This window comes from Actinomyces viscosus, assembly GCF_900637975.1.
Lineage (GTDB): Bacteria > Actinomycetota > Actinomycetes > Actinomycetales > Actinomycetaceae > Actinomyces > Actinomyces viscosus.
In genome coordinates, this window is record NZ_LR134477.1 from 2,258,774 (window position 1) to 2,280,197 (window position 21,424).

Consider the following 21,424-nt stretch of genomic DNA (forward strand, 5'->3'; position numbering starts at 1 on the left):
CTGCGACAGGGTTCCGAAGGCAGCGTTCATGTCGCGCTCACCGGGCCGGCGACGGGCAGGCTCAACCACACCCGGGTTCCGACGCCCTCACGGGATGCCATGCGCACACTGCCGCCGTGGCGGCGCACGATCGTCGCCACCAGCGCCAGCCCGAGTCCCGAGCCCGGCAGTCCGCGGGCGTTGCCGGCGCGGGCCAGCTCGCTCCACACCGCCGGAAGGTCCGCCTGCGGCACGCCGATGCCGGTGTCGGCCACCTCGATCGTGACGGTGCCGGACTCCTCCCGGCCGCGCACCTCCACGGTGCCGCCGGGACCGGTGTACTTCGAGGCGTTGGAGATGACGTTGTAGACCGCCGAGTACAGCAGGTCGCCGTCGCCGCGCACGTGCGACAGCGGCCAGGGCACCTGCGGCAGATCCAGGCGGATCCGGGGCGCCCGGCCACGAGCAGCACCCTCCTCGCTGACGGCCTGGGCGGCGTCCTGGACGGTCTCGGCGATGTCGACGTCCTCCAGCGAGAGCGCGGCCGTCTCCAAGTCGGCCAGCTTGCGCAGGTCCGTCACCAGGCGGCCCATCCGGCGGGCCTGGGCGTCGACGACGTCGACCCGGGCCTGCCACTCCTGAGGGTGGGCCTGTGGCAGATCGGCGACCGCCGCCCGCACCGCCGTCAGCGGGTTCTTCAGCTCGTGGTCGAGCCGGCGCAGGAACTGCTGGTGGTGGGCCCAGGCCTCCTGCTGGGCCTCACGGCGGGCACGCTCGGTCGCCAGCCGCTGCCGACGCCGCCCCACGGTGACGAGGAGGGCCAGCAGCAGGAGGACGGCACCGGCCTGGGCCACCACGAGCGGCACCGTCGTCGTGATGAGCAGAGGAGTCACGCCGTAGACGACATAGGCACCGGCCACCGCTAAAGCGATGACGAGCAGCGCGATCAGCCACCCGATCCACCCTCTCCCGGAAGACCGCTCGGTCGCGGAGGCCGGGTTGACCGGGGCGGCCTCGGGAGTGGGACCGGAAGGAGGCTCCACGGCCCGCCCCTCGCCCAGCGCGGGCCGCTCCGCCGTGGGCTGAGCGGCCAGCCGGGCGGCCGCAGCCAGGTCCATCGTCGGCTGAGCCGTCGGCGCAGGAGCCGCCGAGGGCCCGGGCAACGGATACGGCGCATCCGCGGGAGGCCGGCGGATCTCCATGGTCTGAGGCCCACCAGGGTCGAGCGTCGGCGGCAGGTAGCGGGTGCGGCCGTCCTGTGAGGACTCCCGGGGAGGCAGCGATGGCGGCAGGTTCGACGTCGGTGCCCCCGACGGTGACTGGCTCACGCCTGGACCCCGGCCCGGAAGCGGTAGCCGACGGAGGGGACCGTCTCGATGTAGGTGGGGTGGGCGGCGTCGTCCCCCAGCGCCTGGCGGATCTCGCGGATGCGGTGGTCGACGGCGCGCGTGGAGGTGGCGAAGTCGATGCCCCACAGGGAGGCCAGCAGGTCATCGCGCGTGTGAAGCTCGCCCGGGTGGCTCATGAGGTAGTCCAGGAGCATCGTCGCCTTCGGGGTGAGCGTCACCTCTCGACCGGCCAGGGCGACCCGTCGGGAGGTGCGATCCAGGACGAGATCGCCGGCCACCAGCCGGGAGGCCGAGGTCAGTGGCTGGGCCGCGCCCCGGGTGCGGCGCAGGACCGCGCGGATCCGGGAGGCGAGCTCGGCGGGGTCGAAGGGCTTGGACAGGTAGTCGTCGGCGCCGTCATCGAGGGCCGAGACCCGCTCGTAGGAGGCGTCGACCTGGGTGAGCAGGATGATGGGGGTCCAGGCCCCACCGGACCTGACCCGGCGCACCAGCTCACGTCCGTCCATCCGGGGCATGAGGACGTCCGAGACGATGATGTCCACCTGGTAGGAGGCCAGCAGGTCCAGGGCCTCCATCCCGTCCGAGGCGAGCATGACCCGGTACCCGCTGCGCTCCAGGTAAGGGCCCAGCGAGCGGCGGATGGGGGCCTCGTCGTCGACGAGCAGGACGGTGGCGGACGGAGCCGGTGCAGCGGGCTGGGTCACGGCAGTGCCATTCGGGGGATCACTCAGGCGGTCACTCAGAACGTCACTGGGTTACTGGGCGAGCTTCCCGGTGGTGTTGCCAGCGCCGGTGTCCTGGATCGTCGGGTCGTCGCCCAGCCAGTGGACGGTCACGTTGGAGCCCATGATGGTGAGGTGGTCGATGTCGCGGGCGTAGACGGTGACGTCGGAGCCCTGGATCGTGAGGGTGTCAACGTCCTCGGCGGCGATCTTGACCTCGGAGCCCTGGACCGTCAGCGTGTCGAGGTCGCCCACCAGGTTGAGGGTGCCTCCGGAGCCCTGGACGGCGTAGGAGCCGGAGACCTCCGTGCGCTCGCCCTTGCTCTGGATGTCCTTCCAGGTGGCGTCCGTGATGGGGGCGTCGTCGCCGTCCTTGTCACTGTCCTTGTCATCATCCTTGTCGTCGGAGCCGGTGGAGGCCTTCGCCGAGCCGTTGGAGCTCCCCGAGACCTGAGCATCGGCCTTGGCGGAGGCGCCGGTGTCGGCGCTCTGAGAGTCCTTCTGCTCGGCCTGGGTGGCGGCCGAGGAGCCGGAGTCACCAGAGCCGGAGCCGTTGACGGACAGGGAGCAGGCCCCCAGGCTCAGGGACAGGGCCAGGGCCGCGGTACCGGCGAGAACGATCTTGGGCAGGCGCATGATGGGGTCCTCTCAGGAATCATGTGGGGAGTTGTACGCGAAATACAATACCGGCCGGTTGTGCCCGCCCCGTCGCTGATCTGTCTCAGAACTGCGACGAGGGCCGCGATCATGCTCACGGAACAAAAACACCTATATGTTCGGGGACATTCGACCCCGCCGGGTGCGGTCCACGCGTTCGGGGACAGGAATCCGGCACCCGTACGTGCAGGATGTCCCCGCCCGTGACGTCTAGGCCTCCTTCTTCGCAGCAGCCTTCTTGGTGGCCGTCTTCTTGGTAGTCGTCTTCTTGGCGGTGGTCTTGCGGGTGGTGCGCTTCTTGGCCGGCTTTTTGGCGCGCTTCTCCGCGAGCAGCTCGAAGGCGCGCTCGGGGGTGACGGTGGCCGGGTCGTCGCCGCGGCGCAGGGTCACGTTGGTCTCCCCATCGGTGAAGTAGGGGCCGAAGCGGCCGTCCTTGATGACCACGGGCTTGCCGGTGGCCGGGTCCTCGCCGAGCTCGCGCAGCGGCCCGCGGGCCGCCGCCTGCCCCCGACGCCGCTTGGGCTGGGCGAAGATCTCCAGGGCCTGCTCCAGGGTGACGGTGAAGATCTGCTCCTCGGTCTCCAGGGAGCGCGAGTCCGTGCCCTTCTTGAGGTAGGGCCCGTAGCGGCCGTTCTGAGCGGTGATGTCCGCACCCGACTCCGGGTCCTGCCCGACGACGCGCGGCAGACTGAGCAGGTCCAGGGCCTGCTCCAGGGTCACCGTGGACAAGTCCATGGAGCGCAGGAGGCTGGCCGTGCGGGGCTTGGGCTTGGCGGCCTTGGCGGTCTTCCTCGTGGTCGTCTTCTTCGTCTTCGCGGACTTCGCGGTCGTAGCAACCTTCTCGCCGGTCTCCCCCTCGGCGGTTTCGGCCGTCTCCTCGGGGTCGGGCAGGACCTCGGTGACGTAGGGGCCGTAGCGGCCGTCCTTGGCGATGATGACGTGCCCGCTGACCGGGTCGACGCCGAGCTCGCGGCCGTCGTCGGCGGCGCGGGCGAAGAGCTCGCGGGCCTTGTCCACGGTCAGCTCGTCGGGGGCGACGTCAGCCGGCACGTTGGCGCGCTTGCCCTCGGCATCCTCCAGGTAGGGGCCGTAGCGCCCGACCCGCAGGGTGATGCCCTCGCCGATCTCGATGGAGTTGACGGCGCGGGCGTCGATCTCGCCGAGGTTGTCCACCAGGCCCTTGAGGCCCTGGGCCCGCAGCTCGGCGGCGGAGGCGGCGGCCACGTCGAGCTCACCGGAGGCCGCGGCCTCGGCGATCTCCTTGGCGACGGCCTCGGAGGCGCCCTGCCCGTTGTAGAAGCGCCGCAGCCAGGCCACCCGGTCCTCATCGCCGGCGGCGATCCGGTCCAGGTCGCGCTCCATGGAGGCGGTGAAGTCGTAGTCGACGAGCTCGGTGAAGTTCTCCTCCAGCAGGCGGGTGACGGCGAAGGCGAGCCACGTCGGCACCAGGGCCTGGCCGCGGTGGTCGACGTAGCCGCGGTCGGAGATCGTGGACATGGTGGCCGCGTAGGTCGAGGGGCGACCGATCTCGCGCTCCTCGAGGGCCTTGACCAGGGAGGCCTCGGTGTAGCGCGGCGGCGGCGTCGTCTCGTGGCCCGAGGCCTCGGCGGCCAGGGCGGCCAGCTCCTGGCCGGTGATCATCGCGGGCAGGCGCACGTCCTTGGCGTCCTTACCGGCGGCGCCGGAGTCGTCCTGGTAGCGCTCGGCGTCGCGGCCCTCCTCATAGGCGGCCAGGAAGCCGCGGAAGGTGATGACGGTGCCCGACGCCGTCAGGCCGGCCGTGGAGAAGGTGGGACCGGAGTCGCGCGACTCACCGGCCACCGGAGTCAGCGGCACCTCGACGGTCACGGTGGCGGTCGAGCCGACGGCGTCGGCCATCTGGGAGGCCACCGTCCGCTTCCAGATGAGCTCGTAGAGGCGGAACTGGGCTCCTGTCAGCTCGCCGGAGACCTGGGCCGGGGTGCGGAAGTGGTCGCCGGCGGGGCGGATCGCCTCGTGGGCCTCCTGGGCGCCCTTGGACTTGGAGGCGTAGACGCGGGGGCGCTCGGGGACGTACTCGGCCCCGTAGAGCTCGGCCACCTGCGAGCGGGCCGCGGACACGGCCTGGGCGGACAGGACCGTGGAGTCGGTACGCATGTAGGTGATGAAGCCGTTCTCGTAGAGGCCCTGCGCCACGCGCATGGTCTCGCGCGGGTTCATGCGCAGCTTGCGGGAGGCCTCCTGCTGGAGGGTGGAGGTGGTGAAGGGGGCCGCCGGGCGGCGCTTGTAGGGCTTGTCCTCGACGCCGGCCACACGCGGCTCGCCCCGGCCGATGGCCTCGGCGACGGCGGTGGCCCCCACCTGGTGGAGGTGGACGGCGGAGGCCTTGACCGCGGCCGGGCGCGGCTCGCCGGCGTCGTTGAAGTCGCGGCCGGTGGCCACGCGCCGCCCGTCGAGGGTGACCAGGCGGGCGGTGAAGGAGGCGTCCTGGCGGGCCGTGACGTCCACCGGGGACAGGACGGTGGAGAAGGTGGCCTCCACCCCCCAGTAGGAGGCCGAGCGGAAGGCCATGCGCTCGCGCTCGCGCTCGACGACGAGGCGGGTGGCCACCGACTGGACGCGCCCGGCGGACAGGCCGGCGCGGACCTTGCGCCACAGGACCGGGCTGACCTCGTAGCCCACGAGGCGGTCCAGGATGCGGCGGGTCTCCTGGGCGTCGACGAGGTGAATGTCCAGGTCGCGGGTGTTGTCCAGGGCCCGGGTGACGGCCTCGCGGGTGATCTCGGTGAAGACCATGCGGCGCACCGGCACCTTGGGCTTGAGGACCTGCTGGAGGTGCCAGGCGATGGCCTCGCCCTCGCGGTCGTCGTCAGTGGCCAGGTAGAGCTCGTCGGCCTCCTTGAGGGCCTTCTTGAGCTGGGCGACCGTCTTCTTCTTGTCAGGGTTGACGACGTAGTAGGGCGTGAAGTCGTCCTCGACGTCGACCGCGAACTTCCCGTAGGGCCCCTTCTTCATGGTGGCGGGCAGCTCGGAGGGCTGCGGCAGGTCGCGGATGTGCCCCACGGAGGCCTCGACGTCGAACTCCGGACCGAGGTAGCCGGCGATGGAGCGCACCTTGTTGGGGGACTCCACGATGACGAGCTTGGTGGACACGTAAAGCCTTCCTCACGGGTGGTGCGCGGCTGGCCGCGCCTGGCGGGTGTGGGCGGTTCGCGACGTCGGCGGGCCCGGGCGATCTCCGCGTGATCGTGATGATCCGGGTGATCGGGGCACCTGACGAGGGCGAAGGGCGGGGAGCCGGCTCAGGCCGGCTCTCAGCCGACTGTAACGCACCGCCCACCTTTTCCAACCGGGCAGCGGACGGAAAGTGTACGGAAAACGACTTTCGTCTCAGCGAGGACATCCTGGCGTGAGCGGCCTGAGACGGGGCCGGGCTCGGGCCTCGGCCCTCAGATGAGCTCCGCCAGAGCGCTGCGCACGGTGGCCAGGCGCTGAGCGGCGATGTTCTCGTCGTAGGGCAGGTGCAGGCCGCGGCACTCGGCGGCCAGCTCGGCCAGGGAGCGGACCTCAGGGAAGCCGCGAGAGGTCAGCTGGGCGACCTCGTCGACGGTCGCGGAGCCCGACGAGCCGGCCCCGCCGCCGCGCAGGTCGACCCACTGGCCCAGGCGCCGGGCCGCGCGGTCCAGGCTAGAGGTGACCGTGTGCAGGGCGTCATTGAGCTGGGCGACCTGGGTGCTCACGGCCCGCAGCACGGGCCCCAGCCCGCGGAAGCCGGACTCGAGGGCCTCGCACAGGTCCGTCAGGGAGCGGGTGGCGTCCACCTCGGAGCCGTCGAGGATGGACTGGGCGAAGCGGCCCACCATGAGGGTGAGCAGACGCATGAGGGCCACGGAGAAGCGCAGCTCGGTGACCGACTGGTGCAGGACCTGCAGGCGCGAGGGCAGCCCGGTCAGCTCGGCGCCGGCGGCACCGGTGAGCTCGGAGACGCGCTCGGCGAGCATCTGCGCCTTGGTCTGGGTGCCGTTGCCGGCGTCGTGGGAGACCAGCTGACCGATACGCCCCACCCGGGTCTCGACCGCCCGAACCGAGGCGTGGGTCGCCTCCATGGAGGTGATGAGGCGCAGGTACTCGTCGAGCTCGAAGACCAGGGCGTTGGTGTCCTTCTCCATGGCGGCCACCGTGTTGAGGATGCGGGCCACCGCCCCTAGGCTCTCGGGGGCGGCCGCCGGGACACGCACCCCCGAGTCGACCAGGGCAGCCACCTCGCGCGGCAGGGTCACCAGGGTCATGTCGTGCAGGGAGGAGAAGCCCAGGGCCTGAAACTCCGCGGCCAGCTCACGACCGCCGAACTCGCCGAGCTGGTGGCGCGAGGCGCCCCGGGCCTGAAGGTCGCGCTCCTTGGCGCGCACCCGGCGGTAGGCCTCCTCGACCCTGCCCCGGGTCGCCCCGTCCATCGGCTTGATCCGCACCGAGAGATAGCCCTGGCGCAGCGGCACGATCGTGGCGAAGACCCGGTAGTCCAGGCCGTCCACCGCCCGGTTGGTGATGTATCCGCAGGCCGGGCGCTGGGACTGCAGGTCGTCCCAGATGAGACGGAAGAGGCCGGCCGGCATATCCAGGTGCCGAATGATGTTGTGCGGAGCCCCGATGAGACGTTCACGCGAGTAGCGCGAGAGCGTATCGAAGGTCCTGTTGGTGTTCTGGATAACACCTTTAAGGTCCGTGGTGGAAAAGAAGATGTCCTGTGGATCGAACAAACGCTCGTACCCGACCTGCGATTCCATGGGTGCTCTCCTTCATGGTAGATGGTTCGCGGGAGCACCTCGCCGAGGACTATTTCCTTAGCTCCTCGCACAGTGCCAGAAAAACCTTAATGACACGCGCGGGCCCGCGGAAGACTGTTTATGACATTGTCACCAGTAAGTTGGGACCTATCTTGTGGATTCCCGATAACTACTCACCCAGCTGGCTCAGGGTTTCTCGCACCGTCGCCACCCGCTCGCGGATGACGGCCTCGTCCAGGGTCACGACGACGCCGCGGGCCTTGGCGGCCAGCTCGGCCAGGGAGGCCGTCTCCGGGAAGCCCTGCTCGCCCACGGCGACGGCCTCCTGCAGGGCGGCCTCGGCGTCGACGCCGTCGACCAGAGCCTGGGCCCCCTCGTCCTGGAGGGCCCGGATCCAGCGCTGGAAGGGCCGCTTGACGCGGTCGAGGTTGCTGACCACGGTGCGCAGGTCGCCCTCCAGGCGCTCGGCCAGGTTCGCAGCCTCCTGGCAGGAGGGAACCAGCTCCTCCAGGTCGGAGAGCATCGCCTCGGCGAGGTCGCCGATGGCGTCGGCGGACTCCCCCTCCTCCCCGTCCAGGACGGCGGCGGCGAAGATGCCGGCCATGAGGGTGTGCAGGCGCATCATCGAGCTGCGGAAGCGCACCTCGGAGGCCGCCTCGTACAGCGCCACCAGGGAGGAGTTGAGCTGGCGGAGCACCTCGACGGCCTGGGCGCTGCGCTCCTTGACGCGTTCGGAGACGGTGGGCACGGAGGACTCGCCGTCGGGGCTGGTGACCTCCTCCATGAGGGAGCCCACGCGGTTGGCCCGGTCGATGACCGAGCGCACCCCGCCGGCCCAGGAGCCCAGGCCGTTGATGAGCTCCTGGTACTCCCCCAGCTGGTAGATGAGCTCGTCGGTGTCCCGCTCGATCGCGGCGACGGCCTGGAGGACGGCGAACATGGGGTTGTCCGACTCGGCGCGCGGCGGTACCCGGACCCCCTCGACCACCAGCAGGGCCAGCTCGCGCGGGAGCGCGGCCCGGGCGAAGTTGTGCAGGTCGCGGTACTGGAGCCCCGCCAGCTCCTCGGTCAGCAGCGCCGCTCCGTGCTCGGCGACCTCCCGGCGCCTGTGGCCCTCCTCGGCGTAGGCGCGCTCAGCGGCCCGCACCCGGGAGTAGATCTCCTTGACGGGCGTGAACATGGCGTGGTTGGTCGGGCGCACACGCACCGACAGGTAGCCGTCGGCCAGCGGGGCGATCGTCGCGAAGACCCAGTAGTCCAGACCGTCCTTGGCCCGGTTGAGCACGTAGACGCACGACGAGCGCCCCTGCTCGAGCTCATCCCACATGAGCTTGAAGGCGCCGGCGGGCATGTCGTCATGCCGAATGATGTTGTGCGGGGAGCCAATGAGCTCTTCGGCGCTGTAACGGGACAGCGAATCGAAGACTCGGTTCGTCCTGCGAATGACACCTTTGGTATCCGTCGTCGAGAAGAACAGGTCCTCGGCACCGAAGCGGCGCTCGTTGCCATCGACGTATTCCATGACTCTCCTGCTGTGTTAGGGGGAATCGGTCACTGCCGGATTACCGACGGCGACACGCTGGATGAGGGAGGCGGCCGAGATACCGCTGAGCCGCCCTCTGTACGACTACGCTACGAAGTAACGTTCTGGTGCACACGGATGTGGGGATCAACAACCGAGACGCACGACCGCATAAGCATGTCACAGCGCCTGTCTCTCCGGGTCTCCATTGGGTCTCAGATCGATAACACAGTCGAGACACAGGTTGCGCTGTGGTCGAGCACAGCGCTTTCCTGTTGAATAGATGACGTGACTATAGTGTGATTAAAACAAGATTCGTGTTGCTGGTTTTGTTGTTGGGTTGGTGATCGGGTATTCGTGGGGCGTCCGATGTGGGGGTGTCGCTTTCTCGTGGGGTGCTTGGCTGCTGGTGCTGGCTTCTTTTGTTGTCGTCTCTTGTGTTGTCGGCGTTTCGTGTGAGCTCTCGGGTCGAGGGCGGAATATCATGCTGGGATGGACAGGGTCGTGGTTAGTGATGATGAGTGGACTGTTTTGCAGGGCTATAAGCACCAGGCGCCTTACAGGTTGATGCGTTTGAAGTCCGAGGCGGTCGTGCTGCTGTCCAAGGGTGTGGATACCGCGGTCGTGGCCCAGGTCGTCGAGCGCACGCCCGAGACGGTGCGCAGCTGGGCTCGGGAGTGGAACCGGTACCGCCTGGCCTCAATCCACACCGGTCACGCCGGCAACCTCAACGCCTCCAGGCTCACCGCCACCCAGCGCCAGGAGGTGGCCGGGGTACTGTCCCGGCCCCCGTCGGAGCAGGGCCTGCCCATCGGGTTCTGGGACGTGCCCCATCTGGCGGCCTGGGTCTACGACCACTTCGAGGTGGAGTACGCCTCTGCCGCCTCCTACCGGTTCCTGCTGCACATGGCGGGCCTGTCCTTCCACCGCCCCCAGACCGTTGACCAGCGCCGCCCGCCCCAGGCGGACGTTGACCAGCGCATGAGCCAGATCCGTTCCGAGATCGTCCGCAAGTGGTCCGATCCCGAGGTGATGGTGGTGTGCGCCGACGAGGTGCGTATCGAGCACGAGGCGATCGTGCGCAGGGCGTGGATCCGCCGGGGGGACGCCGCCCGCCTGGAGGTCGACCGCCGCCGCCAGGCCCAGTCCTACATCGGCTTCCTGCACGAGACCGACGGCACCGTCGACTTGATGACCCTCGACTGGCAGGACACCGGCACCATCACCCAGGCCCTGATCGACCTGACCGTGAAGCACCCCGACAAGAAGAAGATCGTCATCGTGTGGGACAACGCCTCCTGGCACCGTTCAGCAAAGCTCACAAACAGCCTCAAGACCATCAAGAACCTCGAGAGGATCCACCTGATCAACCTACCCGCCTACAGCCCCGACGAGAACCCCATCGAGCACGTCTGGAAAGAAGCAAAGGACAGTATCAGCAACCACCAAAGAGCCACATTCCCCCAAACCCGACAAGCATTCGAGACCTTCATCCAGGCAAACAAGTTCCCCTACCGACTCACAAAATAATCTCGTTTAAACTCCACTATAACGCCCCCACCGAGAACCTCACCCGTGCCGATGGCTCCCCCCTGCGCGTTCTGGTCGTCGACGACGAGCAGATGCTCGCCGACCTGCTCGCCTCCGCCCTGCGTTATGAGGGCTGGGAAGTCACAACCGCCGGGACTGGGATCGCCGCGGTCCGATCCGCCCAGGAGATCGACCCCGACGTCATCGTCCTAGACATCATGCTGCCCGACTTCGACGGACTGGAGGTTATGCGCCGTGTGCGCGGTCATAGCCCGAACGTGCCGGTCCTGTTCCTGACGGCCAAGGACGCCGTCGAGGACCGGGTGGCCGGCCTGACCGCCGGCGGCGACGATTACGTCACCAAGCCCTTCTCCCTGGAGGAGGTCGTGGCCCGGCTGCGTGCCCTGCTGCGCCGCTCGGGTGCCAGTGAGGAGAAGCCTGCCTCCCTGCTGGAGGTCGGGGACCTGCGCATGGACGAGGACTCCCACGAGGTCTGGCGTGGCGAGGACGAGATCCAGCTGACCGCCACGGAGTTCGAGCTGCTGCGCTATCTCATGCGCAACCCCCGCCGGGTCCTGTCCAAGCCGCAGATCCTGGACCGGGTGTGGAACTACGACTTCGGTGGGCAGGCCAATATCGTCGAGCTCTACATCTCCTACCTGCGCCGCAAGATCGACAAGGGCCGCGAGCCCATGATCCACACGATGCGCGGTGTCGGCTACGTCCTCAAGCCGGCCGCCGGTGCCGACGAGCGCGTCTGACGGCGCGCGGACGCCGGAGAAGCCGTAGATGCCTGAGAGGCTCATGCCCCCGGTACCGGCCGGCGAGCAGACCGGCCGGCGCACCGGTCGCGGCTCGTGGTGGCTCGGTCCTCTGAGGAGACCTCGCAGCCTGCGCACCCGCCTCGTGGTCGGGGTGCTCGGGCTGGTCCTGGTCATGGCCGCGGTCATGAGCACCTTCTCCACCGTCAGCCTGCGACACACCCTCATGGTGCGCACCGATGGCCAGCTGGTGGCGGCCTCCCAGCGCGCCGCCGACAAGCGCCATGACGTGGAGGAGAAGGCCAGGAAGGCCTCCGCCCAGGCGGCCCAGGAGGGCCAGGCCAGCCAGGTCGGCGGGGCGCAGCCGCCCGGCGGGGCCGACTCCGACCATGGCAAGCAGGGGGTTCCCCCTGGGCTCGACGCCGCCGGGCAGTCCACCGGCACCCTGACCCTCATCGCTCCGGCGACGTCGACCTCCGGCGGTGAGGCGGCCGCCTATATCGACAAGGACGGCCACTACGCGGCCATCTCCAAGGAGGACTGCCGGCTGCTGCTGTCCGAGGCCACCAGCGACCATCCTGTCACCGTCCACCTGCACCACCTGGGCAGCTACCGGGTGATGGCCACGCGCGACCAGGTCTCAGGAGACACGGTCATCACCGGTCTCTCCCTGGAGGCGGACAAGGCGCTCATCGGCACCCAGCTGCTCGTCGAGCTGACAGTGGCCCTCGTGGGAGCCCTCGTCATGGCCCTGGCCGGGCGGATCATGGTGCGCTCCTCGCTGGCGCCTCTGGAGCGGGTGGCCCGTACCGCGCGCCGCGTGGCCTCCCAGCCACTGGAGCACGGCGAGGTGACCATCGAGGATCGCGTCGCCGAGACGGACCTGACCTCGTCGGCTGAGGTCGGGCAGGTCGGCGGGGCGCTCAACACCCTGCTGGGGCGTGTGGAGTCGGCTCTGGGCGCGCGCCAGCGCTCGGAGACCCAGGTGCGCCAGTTCGTGGCCGATGCCTCCCACGAGCTGCGCACGCCGCTGGCCTCGATCCGAGGCTACACCGAGCTCATCCGTCGCGAGGGGGCCGACGCCGACCTGCCGGAGGAGGCCACCCACGCCTTGGACCGTGTGCACTCCGAGTCGGTGCGGATGACGGCGCTCGTGGAGGACCTGCTGCTGCTGGCCCGTCTTGATGCCGGGCGCGAGCTGCGCCACGAGGAGGTGGACCTGGTCGGGCTCCTGGTGGACACCGTGGCCGATGCCCGTGTGGCCGGGCCGGACCACGATTGGAGGCTGGACCTGGCTGTCCTGGAGCCGCCCGCCGACGCCACCTGGGAGGAGACCGAGGACTTCCTGCCCGAGCCGCCACTGGTCACCGGTGACGAGGAGCGGCTGCGTCAGGTCGTCGTCAACCTTCTGGCCAACGCCCGGGTCCACACCCCCGCCGGCAGCCATGTGACCACCACGCTCGAGCGAGAGGGCGACGCCCTCATCGTGCGCATCCACGACGATGGTCCGGGCATCGCGCCCGATGTGCGTGATCGGCTCTTCGAGCGCTTCGCCCGGGGGGACTCCTCACGCGAGCGGCGCACGGGATCAACGGGGCTGGGCATGTCCATCGCCCTGGCGATCGTTCAGTCCCACGGCGGCGGTATCGACGTCGAGTCATCCACTGCTCCCGAGGATCACGGGACCACCTTCTCCGTCAGGCTCCCGGCCGCCGTCGTTGAGGAGTAGGCCGACCAGGTCTGGGGGTCATGAGGTCGTGTCGTGGAAAGAGGGGTGAGGGAGCGGCCTTTGGGGTCAGCCCGGTGCTCGGCTCGCCGGCGGACGTGCCTTCAGGCCCTGCGGCTGATCCTTGCGGGGCCGGGCACGGGCTCTCGGGTGCGTCCGCGGCGCCCAACGGGCTGTCGCAACACGGCCCAGACTGACGACGCCGAGTCGACCAATGAGCAGGGCCGGGCGGAATCGGTCCGGCCAGTCGCGGTCAGTCGCGGTGACGGGGCTCGTGCCTGCGCCGGGTGCGCCCCCAGTCCGTCAGTGACACGAGCGCGGACAGGGCCAGGCAGGTGATGCCGACGACGGCCAGTGACCCGGTGGCGTAAGCGCTGAAGAGCTGCCAGCGCGTGTCCGGGCCGTCCAGGTGCCGCCAGACCCAGGATCCCAGGCCGAGCGCACCCAGCGTGCACACGGTGCCGATCGAGGCCAGCAGGACGTTGCCGACGAGCTGGCTCCACAGGCGCGGGCCGGCGGCAGTCACCGGGATCGTCCCCACCGCGGTCAGCTCTGGCACCTCATCGGGGCCCTCCTCATCGGTTCCCGAACGCAGGGACCGAGGGGCGCGCCAGGCGCCGCCGGCCACCGCGAGGGCGCCCCAGGCTACGGGCACGAGGACGCCCGCCAGGACGTCGGAGGGCCGGTGCCACTGGCACACGAGGGTGGAGTAGCCCATGGCGATGGTGAACAGGGCCCCGGCCCAGGCCGACAGCGCCCTCCAGCGCCGCCCGGACAGCAGGATGAGAGCGACCGCCGCGGAGGCCGCCATGGTCGTGTGCCCCGAGGGCAGGGTGTTGGCGTTGTCCCAGCGCTCGGTGATGTTGAAGTCGGGACGCCACAGGATCTGGTACTTGAGGACCTGGGAGGTCAGGTTGGCCCCGACCACGGCGACGACGGCCCACACGGCCCGACGGTGGCTGCGCCGCAGCAGACCGATGGCCAGGATCGTCACGACGAGGATGACGGCCGCCGGCATCGAGACCACGGACAGCAGGGTGCGGGCGTGGTCGCTCACGTAGTGCGACCCGATCTCCGAGCCCTCCAGGGCCATGGCGTCGAGCATCTGGCCGGTGTGGGTGAACACGAACAGGCCCCACAGGCCGAGAGTCGCCGCCAAACAGCTCAGGGCCAGCAGGCCCCCGCGCAAACGCAGCCGTCCCCGGGACTGGGAGGTTAGCGACTGGAAGGAGGCCACTGGCAGATCGTAGATTCTGAAGTGCACCCGCCAACAGGAAGACAGTCGCGATTCCTGTGCGGGACTGCTCACGGCTCGCGCGTCTCCACGTCGCTGAGCGGATTCCCCTGTCGTTCGCCAGAAGCGTCGCCACCGAATCCGGCGACGTCCTTGAGATGACGGCCGGGCCAGCGCTCCGTGCCGCCGGCGGCATCGGTCCTGCCGTCGGCGGAGGAGGCTCCTGAGGCTCCTTCCTCGCGGGAGGCGAGCCGGGCACGACGGCGCAGCCACCACAGGCGCCCCAGGATCCCGACGACGACCGCCAGGATGATGACGACGGCGACGATGATGACCTTCATCCAGGTCTGCATGGGGGCGGGCAGGGCCTCGGCCTCCTCGGCCGCGGCGGCCGTGGGGTCCATGGGAACGCGCTCACCGGTGACCAGCAGGCGGTGGGAGTTGACGCCGTAGGGCGTGCAGGTGATGAGCGTGACCAGGTCGCGCCCCGGGACCTTGCGCAAGGAGTCGGTCTCCTCGGGCGTGACGACGGTGATGTCAACGACCTCGTACTTGAGGGTCTGCCCCAGGGAGGAGACGTAGAAGGCGTCTCCCTTCTTGACCTGGTTGAGGTTGTCGAACATCGTCGCGGTGGGCAGCCCGGTGTGACCGGTCAGGACGGCGTGGGTGGAGGGCCCCCCGATCGGCAGGCTGGTGCCGAACAGGTGTCCGACGCCGTTGGCCAGAGTGCGGGTGTCGGTGCCGTGGTAGACGGGCAGGCTCACGTGGATGGAGGGGATGACGATCCGCGCCATTACCGGGTCGATGTCCATCTCGTGGAGGTAGGCCTGGTACTGGGGGGTGTCGGGGCGCTGCGACTCGAGCCAGGGGTCGAGGATCGGAGCGCTCTCGAGCTGGTCATTATAGGCCTCGGCGGACTGACGTTCCTGGGCGATGGTGTCCGGACTGGTCGAGTCGATGGTGGCGGTGTACATGTCGGCCAGACGCTGCTGCTCACCGTTATTGTGCTGGGTCGCCATGACCGGGTAGAGGAGGACGGCGACACCCACCAGGACGAGGACGACCGGCAGCCAGGTCAGGACGCGCTCACGCAGTGCGCTGCGGCGGGAGGCCTTGTCGGTCTCGGGTCCACCGGTCTGGTCGCCCCGTCCCGGGCCGGCGGTCTCGTCCTGGTCCCGACCCGGTTCGCGGGTGCGGGAGAAGCGGTCACGAAGTGGCGGGAGTAACGCTGTCACGAGGAACCGTGCCTTCCTTCGTCTGGGGTTCGACGTCGTCCCGTTGCCAGGCGGAAGCGGCTGGGAGCCGCCGATGCGGATGGGGGTGGCCTGACCGGGGTTATCGGGTTGCGGGGAGATCAGCCTCGGCGTCCCTGTGGGGGAGACGGGATGCCCGTCTCCCCCACAGGGAACGGTCGGAGCCGTCGAGGCGCGCTGCCTCAGCGCCTTGCCGGGACCTGCTGCGCAGGAACCGGGCTCAGCGCTTGGCGGCGTTGCGACGCTTGTTGGCGTAGGCCGCGACCGCGCCACCGGCCACGAGCAGGGCGCCGGCGATGGTGAGGAAGATGACGCCGTTGGCGCCGGTGAGCGGCAGGCGGAAACCTGCGTTCTTCGGGACGTCGGTGACGGTCACCTCAGTCGGGATCTTCTTCTCAGCATCAGCGGCCAGGACTCGGAAGGGGATCGGGTCGGCCTGGAGGGTGTATCCCTCAGGGGCCTTGGTCTCGACGAGGCAGTAGTAGTCATCGTCGGTGAGCTGCTTCTCAGCACCATTGACGTAGTCGTTGGCGCGCAGAGTCGCGATCGAGACCATGCCCTGGCCCTCAGTCGTGAAGGTCTGCTTACCACCGATGGTCAGAGGGTCTACCTTGTCAGCGGTCGAGGCGTCAGCGTCCTTGAGAGTGGCGCCCGTGGCGGTCTTGGTGCACTCGTAGACCTGGAACTCAGCACCGTTGTACTTGGTCTTGTCGGCGAGGTTGTCGGTACCGGTCTTGGTCAGATTCACCTTGCCGTACTTGGAGATCGTTGGGGTGGTGGGAATACCGGGGACATCCGTACCGGGGTTGCTCGGGTCCCAGTCGAAGTTGGGACTGTCGGAGGGAATGAGACCAGCGGTGTTGGACAGCGTTCCCTCCAGATCGACGTCAGAGTCGAACTTGGCGGTGAGAGTCACCTGAACCTTGGTCTCACCGGTGCCGTTGGCACGGGCCTCAGCGGCCTTCCTGCGCCCCTCCTCGGTGAGCTGGATCGTCGCCCAGTTGTGGTTCGCCCCGTCAGCAGTGATGACGGTGTAGTCCGTTCCATCCACCAGGGTGATCTCCGGATTCCCGCCTGCGGCGCCGATGATCTTGACAACCGGCGTCAGCTGGTCCTTCTTGATGCGCTTGTCGAGCTGGTCGACAACCTCGTAGCGCTTGATCCTGGCACCGCCGGCGTAGTCGACCTTCGGGATGGAGGTCGTGATCGTGTAGGTGATGTCGTTACCGGATCCGGAGACCTGCTTGTCGGAGACCTGCTTGTCAACACCGGAGACGGTGTTCTTGGGGTAGACGTGGACGTTGTAGTTCCACTCGGTGGTCTTCTCCGGGTTGGTCATCGGCAGGGTGACGACGAAGTCCTCGGCCGGGATGACCTTGTCAGGGGTCCTGGTCTCGCTGACCAGGTAGGCGCCGACGTCGGTCTGGGCGTCGGTGAAGGAAGCAAGACCGTCAGCGCCGGTGGTGATCGTCTCCGAGGTCTGGGTCTTGAGGGCCTGGGCTCCGGCGACATTCCCCTGGAGCGCCGCCAGAGTCTTCCAGCCCTCGTCGGTGGTCAGGTCGACGTTCAGCCTGGTGATGGTGAACTCGACGCCGGAGACCGGGTTGCACTCGGTGGTGGGGTCCTCGTTACCGGTCCCTTCCTTGACACCGTTATTGTCGGTCTGTTCGCACTTGTGAACAGTCAGTGTTGTGGCGTGGGTGGGATCGATGGTGGATCCGTTCGGGTCAGCGGGTGCCGCCGCGCCGGTCGGGGCGATGAGCGCGCCGACAGCGAGCGTCATCGCGGCGGCGAGACCGAGGCCTCGGCGCACGGTGGGGGAGTGCATGTCTGTTCTCTCCTGTGTTGTGGGACTACTTAGGGATATGAGGTGACCCGCGCGCGACGGAGCGGAGTCGGGGTTCTCCCCGTGATCAGGCTGGGCGCCTGGACGAGGAAGCCTTCTTTCTAGAGCGCAGTACCAGCAGCGCTGCTCCAGTGATTGCGGTGGCCGCGACGGCGACGTTCAGCCCGATGCCGCGTCCTCCCGACAGCGGCAGGGTGCCGATCTGGACGTCTCGGACGGTGATGGTGTCCTCGACCTTGCCGTCGCCGCTGCGCGAGATCGTCAGGGCGGATCCTCCAGGCTCGGGGGTGATGAGCTCGATGCCGGTGTCCGTCACCTTGAAGCGGGCGGGCTTGGCCATGAGCTGGTGCCCAGCGGGGGCCTTGGTCTCCACCAGCCAGTACTCGCGGTTGATGGCCAGGCCGACTGTGGTGAAGGCTCCGGTCCCCTTGCCGCCGGTGAAGGTGACAGCGTTGGCCAGGGGCTCGGCTCCCGGGGTGGAGGGGTCCATCGGGTAGATGTCGAAGGCGGCGTCGTCCAGGGGGCCCTGGCTGCCGGTCTTGATGATGGACAGGGTGCGCTTACCGGCGTCGGGTGAGACGTTGGCGCAGGCCACGTCGTGGTCGGGCCGGGTATCGGTGTCCTTGCCCTCCTGGGGCACGACCTTGTTGTAGAGACCGCGACCGGGGACGAGGAGTCCCTTGTCCGTGGTGCACGACAGCAGATCGTCACTGTATCCGGCGACCGACGGGTCGACCCTCACCGTAAAGGTGACGGTGTAGCGGATCCTCAGGCCCGAGTAGAGCGTCTCGTTGTCAGCAAGTCGGTAAGAACCGTCCGCCTGCTGGGTGACCTCCCTGGCCCCCTGCATCTCACGGGCTACCCGCACCGTGGTGGGCACGAGGCCGGGGGCGAAGCTGGGGATGTCGTTGATCGCTCCGGTGGAGACGGTCAGCGAGCCCTCGTTGACCACCGTCACGGTGTAGACGACGTCGAGGGTGGAACCGCTGCCGGGCTGGATGGCGATCTCCTTGGAGAACTTCAGCGCCCCGGAGGTTGACAGGCAGTCGTGGTTATTCTCCTCGCCATCGGTGTCGCCGACCATCGCGATGGTGTTGACCAGGCCGGAGGGCCTGCCGTCGGCGCGAGTGTGACCGCACTGGAAGTCGGACTCGGCGAAGCCCGGGGTGTTCTCCCGCACGGTGAAGGTCATCTGCACCGTGAAGGTTCGGCTGCCGCCCTCCCCACCGGTTCGATCGGCGCCGGCGAGAGTTTCACCGGCACCTCCCTTGATGAGGGTGATGGGGCCGTTGAGGGTCCCGTTGGCGGGGTTGATGGTCGGGTAGGTGACCCCCTGGGCGTCGGTTCCCTTCTCCAGCACCTTGACGGAGCTCAGCCGGACGCCGGTGGGCATCTGCGGGGTGTCGGTGAGGTCCTCGACCACCGGGCTGGCGGCCCGCGAGGTGTTGGTGACCGTCACCGTATAGCTCGCGGTGAAGGTTCCGTCGCCGTTACGGACGACGTCAAGCGCCCTCTTTGAGGCCTTGAACTGGGGATTCGGGGGCAGGGTGCCGCAGGCCGCGGCCTCCTTGGCCTGGTCGTCTCCCTTGGTGGTTACCGAGGCCTTGTTGTAAACGGCCTGGGACGTGCCGACGGCGTCGGGGGAGCAGGTGTCGACGCCGGGCAGGCCCACGTCCGGGCCGCTCACGTTGAGCACCACCGTGTAGGTGTGCTGCTCGCCCGCGGGCAAGGTGATGCTGTTCTTGACGTAGGGCACGCCCGCCTGGGGAGTCTCCGTGCCAGTGATGGCGCCGCCGGAGATGCTCACCTTGTGGACGGTGACATCGCTGGGCACCTGCCAGGCGTCGTTGAGGTCGTAGGTGAGATCCGCCTTGGCGGAGGGGTTGGTCACCGTGATCGTGTAGGTCTGGTCGAAGGTGTTCCTGCCGTCGACCTTCTCAGTGCTCTTGGCGACCTTGTTGAAGGTCTTTGCGATACCGGCGTGAGGGACGACGGAGTTGACGACCTTGACCCGGACGCTGCCCTCGGTGGAGTCCGGCACCGTGAAGGTAACGCCTCCGGCATTGCCGTCGGACGGGGCGACGGCGGTCGAGGCGATTTCCTTCTCGCCGCGGCCCGGGTTGGTCACCACCTTGAAGGCGGCCGGGTTCTTCCAGCTGACGGAACCGCCGGCTGCGGAGGGGGGCTGCTTGAGGCCCTTGGCGTCGTGGGCGTCCTCAGTGACGGTGCAGGTGGCGCCCACGCGCTGGGCGGGCAGGTCGGCTGCGTTGCCCTTGGCGTCTACGGCGATCTTGCCGGTGGAGGTGCCCTGTCCGTCCGGGCCGGGGGTGCAGGTGTAGGTCAAGGAGTAGGAGTCCGCCGTAGCGGCGTCGGAGGCTCCGTCAACGGTCTTGGCCGCGCTGACCGGAGTCTGCACCGGCTTCTGGTGAACGGTGCAGGTGACGTTGCGCCCTTCCTTAAGGACGAACTGGGAGTCTCCGTTTACGGCAACACTGCTGCCATCGCTGTCGGTACAGATCCAGGGGCCGTTCTGCGTGTACCCCTCAGGGCCGTTACCGGTGGACAGGGCGTAGGTGCCACCGGCGGTGTACACCCCGGTGACCTCGGTCCTGCCACTGGCACCGGTGACCGTCTTCTGTCCGAACAGGCCCTCAGTGACGGGAGTGGCGGACATGGTCCACTGCTCGGGCTTGGCGCTGCCGCCGTCAACGACAGTCACCAGGGTGACGCGCCCCCGGCCAACGACGTACTCGTTGTGCCAGACGCACTTGATCGCCACCTCATCCTGGTTCTCAGCGAGCTGGGTCTGATCGAGCCGGATGGTGCGCCTGTTGAGGTCCACCGAGTCGGACTTGTCGAGGCGGGTGACCCCGTCCCGACGTAGCAGTGGAAGGCCTTGAGTCCCGGACGTACAGGTGACGTCACGCAGGAACCAGCCGCTCCCCCTGACCTCACCGGTGTCCCGGTCGATGGCGGCCTGCGGCGTCATTCCCTCCTCCTGCACAGTGGCGGCGTCGTTCGGCGCAAGCAGGGTGTAGGTGGTCGGGTCGACCGCCTCGTTGTCCCAGGTGGGGGTCAGACTGTTCAGGGTCCCCCAGTTCTGAGCGCCATAGCTGCCCGCCGGGGAGGCGTTGACGTAGCTGAACTGAGGGATCGTCACTGAGGTCCGAACGGAGGGATCGGCTTTCACGTCCTTGGCGAAGGTGACGGGGCGCTCCTGCTCGATCGAACCGTAGAGGCAACCGTAGGAAATGGCCCTCTCCCTGGTAACGAAGCGCTCCTCCAGCGAGCTGGTCTGGTTCTTCTCCAGCTCTGCGCGACACTGCTCGGACTGACCGTTGTTCACGAATCCCCACAGCTTGAGCTTGTACTTGATCCCGGTGCCGGGGTCAGTCCAGGCGGTATCAGAACGGTCAGACTTGATATCCAGAATATCATCGGAGCAGGATCGGCCGTCCTTGTCCGTGAAATCATGCGTCATGTACCCGTCGAACCGGGTCAGCCTCCCGTTCTGATACATGTAGACATAGGCGCCACCATACGCGCCGACCTGGCCGTTACTGTTATAGGCGTAGTATGTCCTGGACCTATCATTATTTGTTGAATAATCCCCGATGATGAGCTTTCCGTTGGAGTCGATCTTGCCCGTACATGTGTTGGAGGTATCCGTTTCCACCCACGGGAAGTTCGCCTGGATCGTTCCGGCAGTATTAATATTGAAGTTACCATAGTAACGCCCAAGCACCGGGCTGGTAACCCTGTTGAGATCTCCATAAATTGGCCGGTTGACATGGCGCATCTTCCCCACGAGGAACACCTGTCCTGCCTTGACCGACGTGGTGTCGGAGGGCTGAAAACCGAGAGAGCTCTGCTGCCCACCGCCCGGATCCCCCTCATATTCCGGAGGACAGTCCGAGTGGTTATATTTTAGACGACCGTACCCAACAGACGCATAAGTCCCGCTGCTACCGCGAACAACATCTGTCTGGAAGTCGTTGGAGCTAGGCGAGTAGCGCATACAGGCTCGCAACCGGCTCCACTCCCACGGATAGAGCGTCTGACGACCACCACCTTCGTTGTCA

Annotated in this window: 13 protein-coding genes; 3 read left to right on the forward strand and 10 right to left on the reverse strand. The window is 68.2% G+C overall.

From position 1 onward, the window contains the following. Positions 1-26: 26 nt before the first annotated feature. The 6 genes from EL340_RS09665 to EL340_RS09690 all read right to left on the reverse strand — a co-directional run bounded on the left by EL340_RS09665 (position 27) and on the right by EL340_RS09690 (position 8,992). Positions 27-1,022, reverse strand: coding sequence for a sensor histidine kinase (locus tag EL340_RS09665; RefSeq protein ID WP_232023307.1), 996 nt, complete (start codon positions 1,020-1,022; stop codon positions 27-29). Positions 1,023-1,303: 281 nt separating this feature from the next. Further along, on the reverse strand, positions 1,304-2,032 hold the full coding sequence (locus EL340_RS09670; RefSeq protein WP_126414413.1) for a response regulator transcription factor: 729 nt from the start codon (positions 2,030-2,032) through the stop codon (positions 1,304-1,306). 51 nt (positions 2,033-2,083) lie between these two features. Beyond that, complete coding sequence (locus EL340_RS09675; protein ID WP_126414414.1) at positions 2,084-2,686, reverse strand: DUF3060 domain-containing protein; 603 nt, start codon at positions 2,684-2,686, stop codon at positions 2,084-2,086. 231 nt (positions 2,687-2,917) lie between these two features. Beyond that, a complete protein-coding gene (gene topA, locus EL340_RS09680; RefSeq protein ID WP_126414415.1) occupies positions 2,918-5,839 on the reverse strand; it encodes a type I DNA topoisomerase in 2,922 nt (973 codons plus the stop codon). A gap of 296 nt (positions 5,840-6,135) precedes the next feature. Beyond that, positions 6,136-7,470, reverse strand: coding sequence for a PAS domain-containing protein (locus tag EL340_RS09685; RefSeq protein ID WP_126414416.1), 1,335 nt, complete (start codon positions 7,468-7,470; stop codon positions 6,136-6,138). 169 nt (positions 7,471-7,639) lie between these two features. Next, positions 7,640-8,992: a PAS domain S-box protein gene (locus EL340_RS09690; RefSeq protein WP_126414417.1), complete on the reverse strand. Its 1,353-nt coding sequence runs from the start codon at positions 8,990-8,992 to the stop codon at positions 7,640-7,642. Between the two features lie 567 nt (positions 8,993-9,559). Here EL340_RS09690 and EL340_RS09695 point away from each other — a divergent pair. The 3 genes from EL340_RS09695 to EL340_RS09705 are packed head-to-tail and all read left to right on the forward strand — an operon-like array spanning position 9,560 to position 13,012. Next, the gene (locus EL340_RS09695; RefSeq protein ID WP_232022928.1) at positions 9,560-10,522 is read left to right on the forward strand and encodes an IS630 family transposase; all 963 of its coding nucleotides are present in this window, start codon (positions 9,560-9,562) and stop codon (positions 10,520-10,522) included. Next, positions 10,522-11,283, forward strand: a complete 762-nt coding sequence (locus EL340_RS09700) for a response regulator transcription factor (protein ID WP_126415424.1) — start codon at positions 10,522-10,524, stop codon at positions 11,281-11,283. Before EL340_RS09695 ends, EL340_RS09700 begins: the two co-directional genes overlap by 1 nt. Positions 11,284-11,311: 28 nt before the next feature. Continuing rightward, positions 11,312-13,012 (forward strand): sensor histidine kinase, encoded by a 1,701-nt coding sequence (locus tag EL340_RS09705; RefSeq protein WP_232022982.1) that lies wholly within the window; start codon positions 11,312-11,314, stop codon positions 13,010-13,012. Positions 13,013-13,262: 250 nt separating this feature from the next. Here the strand turns inward: EL340_RS09705 and EL340_RS09710 are convergent, their stop codons facing one another. The 4 genes from EL340_RS09710 to EL340_RS09725 form a co-directional block, all read right to left on the reverse strand. Beyond that, positions 13,263-14,246: a phosphatase PAP2 family protein gene (locus EL340_RS09710; protein ID WP_232022983.1), complete on the reverse strand. Its 984-nt coding sequence runs from the start codon at positions 14,244-14,246 to the stop codon at positions 13,263-13,265. Positions 14,247-14,314: 68 nt separating this feature from the next. Next, positions 14,315-15,478 (reverse strand): class C sortase, encoded by a 1,164-nt coding sequence (locus EL340_RS09715; RefSeq protein ID WP_126414419.1) that lies wholly within the window; start codon positions 15,476-15,478, stop codon positions 14,315-14,317. Positions 15,479-15,716: 238 nt separating this feature from the next. After that, positions 15,717-17,324, reverse strand: coding sequence for a SpaH/EbpB family LPXTG-anchored major pilin (locus EL340_RS09720; RefSeq protein ID WP_126414420.1), 1,608 nt, complete (start codon positions 17,322-17,324; stop codon positions 15,717-15,719). 85 nt (positions 17,325-17,409) lie between these two features. Beyond that, a complete protein-coding gene (locus tag EL340_RS09725; RefSeq protein ID WP_232022984.1) occupies positions 17,410-20,823 on the reverse strand; it encodes a SpaA isopeptide-forming pilin-related protein in 3,414 nt (1,137 codons plus the stop codon). Between the last annotated feature and the right edge of the window lie 601 nt (positions 20,824-21,424).